The organism is Sphaerisporangium melleum, from assembly GCF_014646695.1.
In the GTDB taxonomy this organism is placed as follows: Bacteria; Actinomycetota; Actinomycetes; order Streptosporangiales; family Streptosporangiaceae; genus Sphaerisporangium; species Sphaerisporangium melleum.
Genome location: NZ_BMNT01000095.1, coordinates 1 through 4,191 on the forward strand (window position 1 = coordinate 1; position 4,191 = coordinate 4,191).

A 4,191-nucleotide genomic window follows, 5' to 3' on the forward strand; every position below is an offset into this window, starting at 1 on the left:
CGCACCGGCTCGCGCTACCGCGTGACCGCCCTGGACCGCGCCAACCGCCAGAGCCACCCCAGCCCCACCCGCCGCGCCCACTAGCTCGCTGATCGCGGACGGCCGACCGGTTCTTGCCGGATCTTCGCAAGGATTCCGGTCGAGGTGTCCGTCAGTCGTCCCGATCGCGGGTACGGACGCGGCACCTGCTCCCCTGCACCGGCATTCTGCGGAGTGGTGAGGGCGTCAGAGGGCGAGGAGGCGGCGGTGGGCGGCTTCGGGGTCGGCTGAGACGCGGGCCGCGCGCAGAGCGAGCGCGGCGGCTCCCGCCGCGCCGTCGCGTGCCAGGACGACCGGGAGGCCGGCGAGAGCCCGCCGGACGTGCCCGGCCACCAGGGTGGGCCGGGTCAGCAGCGATCCGGCCAGCACGACCGGCAGGCCGGCGTCGTCTCCTCGTACCGCTTCCAGGGTGCGCACCAGGTGGCGGGCGGCGTCGCCGACGATGCCCAGCGCCACCGGGTCGCCCTCGCCGGCGACGGCCTCCACGACCGGGCTCAGCAGGCCGAGCCGCGCCGGCTCTCCCTCGTACACCGCGGCGATGATGGCCTGGGTGAGCGCCTCGCCGGAGAGGGGGGTGCCGTCCGCGCCGGGCCGCAGCGTGGGCAGGACACGGGAGGCGAGCGCGGTGGGCTCGCCGTACCCGTCGATGGCGGCCAGCGCGGCCCGTACGGCGCGGCGGCCGATCCACACTCCGGACCCTTCGTCGCCGATCAGCCAGCCGTACCCGTCGCACCTGCGGACCATCGCCCGGTCCTCGATGCGGGCGGCCACCGTCCCCGTGCCGGCGATGATCATGCTCCCGTCCGGCTCCGGGGTGGCCCCGGCGAAGGCCACCGGGACGTCGGAGACGACGACGGGGGAACCGGGCAGGCCGGCCGAACGCCACGCCTCCGAGGCGAGGGCGCTCGCCTGCCTGCGGCCCGCCTCGCCGGCTCCGGCGAGGCCGAACACGCCGCCGGCGACGTCGGCGGGAACGAACCGCGGGCCGATCCCGGCCACGGCCTCGGCGAGCGCGCGCGCGAGGTTGCCGCCGGGGTCGCGAGCGGAACGCAGGTTCGCCCCGCCCGCCCGGCCCCGGGCGATGATCTCACCGCTCGCGGTGGCGATGAGGCAGCGCGTGCTCGTACCGCCCCCGTCGACCCCCACCACCAGTGGCTCCGCCGGTCGCATACGCCTCCCGATGACGACCTCACCCGGCAGTATAGGCAGGGCCCCGTCCGCGGTCGCGGAGCCCTGCGACGGCGCCGTGAAGCGCCCGGCGGGCCGTTCAGAGCGCTCGGTGCATGATGTGCAGCCCGACGTAGCCCCTCGTCGGGTGCCGGAAGCCTTCCGGCACCGTTCCCACGACCTCGAAGCCGAGTGACCGGTACAGCGCCACCGCACGCTCGTTGGTCTCGACGACCGCGTTGAACTGCATCGCGCGAAAGCCGGCCGCCCGCGCCCAGTCCAGCGTGTACGCACACAGCGCCCGGCCCACCCCGCGGCCCGCGTGCGCCGGATCCACCATGTAACTGGCGCTTGCGACGTGCGACCCGTTGCCCCACTGGTTGTTGTTCATCTTCGCCGTGCCCACCACCGCGCCGGCGTCGTCCAGGGCGACGACCGTGCGGTTGGGGGCCGGCAGCAGCCACCAGTCGCGGGCCTGTTCCGCACCGAGGTCCAGGGGGTAGGTGAAGGTCTCCCCCTCGATGACGATGCGGCGGAAGAAGGGCCAGATCGCGGGCCAGTCGTCCATTGCGGCTTCCCTGATCAGCATCCTGGCATGATCGCCGACCGGGGCGGCCGCACGCCAGCGAGTTTCCGGCCGGCGCGCGTGCGGGGGATCCCTCTCCCGTGCGCGTCCGATCGGCGGGCGGGCACGACGGTGGCGCGGGTGTGGGAGGCTGCCTACCGCCGGATGACGGGACAGGGGAGACGGATGAGGCGGCAGCGCGTGGTCGGCACCGGTGGAGAGGCCGGGGGAGCGGCCGGGGCCGGCGCCGCCGGACGGGTCGCGCACTGGATCACCGAGGTCTTCGCCCCGCAGGTGCTGGTGATCTCGTTGCCGCCGGTGGTCGGGCTGGTGTCCGACGGTACGACGGGCTTCTGGTGGGGCCTGGTCGCCTCCTTGATCTGCGGAGGCGTCCCCGCCTCGGTCATCGCGCTCGGCGTACGCGCCGGACGGCTGGACTCGCGGCACATCGTGGACCGCTCCCGCCGTACCGGTCCGCTGCTGGTCGCGGTGGGTGCGGTGCTCGCGGCGCTGGTGCTGCTGGCGAGCCTTGGCGCGCCCCGCCTGCTCGTGGCCACGGTGGCGGCGATGCTGGCCGGTCTCGCGGTGACCGTGCCGGTGACCCTGCGCTGGAAGATCTCCTTCCACGCCGCCGTCTCCGCGGGCACGGTGCTGGTGCTCTCCCGCGTCCTGCCCCCGGTGCCGACGCTGATCGCCGGTGCGCTGGTGGTCGCGGTGGTGTGCTGGGCACGGGTGCGACTTCGCCACCACACCGCGGCCCAGGTCGCCGCCGGCGCGCTCGCCGGGACGCTGTCCGCCGCGGCCGTCCTCGCCCTGTTCCAGGTCTGAACGCGACTCCCGAGGCCGGGCGCAGGTCTGAGGGCGGCTTCCGGACCTGATCGCGGCCTCCAGGTCTGCGGGCGGGTTCCGGGGCCGAGGGGGCGCCGTACGTGCCGCCTCGCCATTCCGTGTGGGTGCTCATCCGTGCGCGCGGGTTCTGCTGTGGGGGCCTGTGGATCTGTGTGGGTTTCCCGGTGGCGGTCACTGGAGCGAAACGTGCCGGTGCATCTCTTGACCTTCCCACAAGGACAGGTATAAACAAAGACGAAACCAACTGGAAACGGCGGTGAACCAACACGATGTACGCCGAGGAGCGGCAGCAGGAGATCCTGCGGCGCGCACGGGCCGTCGGCCGGGTGGACGTGGTGACCCTGGGGGAGGAGTTCTCCGTCACCACCGAGACGATCCGCCGCGACCTGACGGCCCTGGAGCGGGCCGGCGTGCTGCGCCGGGTGCACGGCGGGGCGATCCCGGTCGAGCGGCTCGGGTTCGAGCCCGCGCTCGCCACCCGCGACGAGGTCATGACCGCCGAGAAGGAGCGCATCGCCAAGGCCGCGCTGGCCGAACTGCCCCAGGACGGCTCGATCATCATCGACGCGGGGTCCACCACCGGGCGGCTGGTACGCGTCCTGCCCGCCGATCGTGAACTCACCGTCATCGTCAACTCGCCGCCGCTCGCCGCCGTGCTCGCCACCCGCCCCAACCTGACCGTGATCATGCTCGGCGGCCGGGTGCGCGGGCGGACGCTCGCCACGGTCGACGACTGGGCGCTGCGCCCGCTGGCCCGGCTCAACGTCGACGTGGCGTTCATGGCGGCCAACGGCTGCTCGGTGGCCAAGGGGCTCACCACTCCCGATCCGGCCGAGGCGGCGATCAAGCGGGCGATGATCAAAGCGGCCAAGCGCAGCGTCCTGCTCGCCGACCACACCAAGTTCGCCGACACCTACCTGGCGCGCTTCGCGTCCCTCTCCGAGATCGACGTGGTGATCACCGACGCCGGGCTGGAGCCCGCCGTCGCCGCCGACATCAACGCCGCCGGCCCGGAGGTGGTGCGGGCGTGATCCTCACCCTGACCCTGAACCCGAGCCTGGACCGCACGATCGAGATCGCGTCCCTCGACCGGGGCAGGGTCATCCGGGCCGCGACCGCCCGCCTTGACCCCGGCGGGAAGGGCGTCAACGTCTGCCGCGCGCTGCTGGCCAACGACGTCCGGTCACGGGCGGTGGTGCCCTACGGCGGGGCCGAGGGCCGGCAGCTCGTCAGCCTGCTCGCCGGGGAGGGCATCGAGATGATCACCGTGCCGGTGTCCGGGGCCACGCGGTCCAACGTCGCGCTGGCCGAGCCGGACGGCACCGTCACGAAGATCAACGAACCGGGAACGGCGCTCACGGCGACCGAGCTGGACGCCGTGGCGGACGCCGTGCTGAGCGCCGCCGAGACCGCCGACTGGGTGGTCGCCTCCGGCAGCCTCCCGCCGGGCGTGCCGGTGGACATGTACGCGAGGCTGTGCCGGCGTTTCTCCCAGGCCGGCATCCACGTCGCCGTGGACACCAGCGGGCCGGCGCTGGTGTCGGCGGTCGCCGCGGCCCCCGCCCTGGTCA

General features: G+C 74.1%; 5 protein-coding genes. 3 read left to right on the forward strand and 2 right to left on the reverse strand.

Annotation, left to right across the window (positions count from 1 at the left end):
- Positions 1-225: 225 nt before the first annotated feature.
- Entirely contained in the window at positions 226-1,188 is a 963-nt protein-coding gene (locus IEY93_RS37125) for an N-acetylglucosamine kinase (RefSeq protein ID WP_229691794.1), read from the reverse strand.
- Positions 1,189-1,306: 118 nt separating this feature from the next.
- Positions 1,307-1,795, reverse strand: a complete 489-nt coding sequence (locus IEY93_RS37130) for a GNAT family N-acetyltransferase (RefSeq protein WP_189167846.1) — start codon at positions 1,793-1,795, stop codon at positions 1,307-1,309.
- 162 nt (positions 1,796-1,957) lie between these two features.
- On the opposite strand from IEY93_RS37130, the gene IEY93_RS37135 reads away from it, so the two are divergent.
- The 3 genes from IEY93_RS37135 to IEY93_RS37145 all read left to right on the forward strand — a co-directional run.
- Positions 1,958-2,599 (forward strand): hypothetical protein, encoded by a 642-nt coding sequence (locus tag IEY93_RS37135; protein WP_229691795.1) that lies wholly within the window; start codon positions 1,958-1,960, stop codon positions 2,597-2,599.
- Positions 2,600-2,889: 290 nt separating this feature from the next.
- Entirely contained in the window at positions 2,890-3,651 is a 762-nt protein-coding gene (locus tag IEY93_RS37140; protein ID WP_189167847.1) for a DeoR/GlpR family DNA-binding transcription regulator, read from the forward strand.
- Positions 3,648-4,191, forward strand: a 544-nt coding sequence (locus IEY93_RS37145; RefSeq protein WP_229691796.1) for a 1-phosphofructokinase family hexose kinase, incomplete at its 3' end; no start/stop codon positions are given. The genes IEY93_RS37140 and IEY93_RS37145, both read left to right, overlap by 4 nt.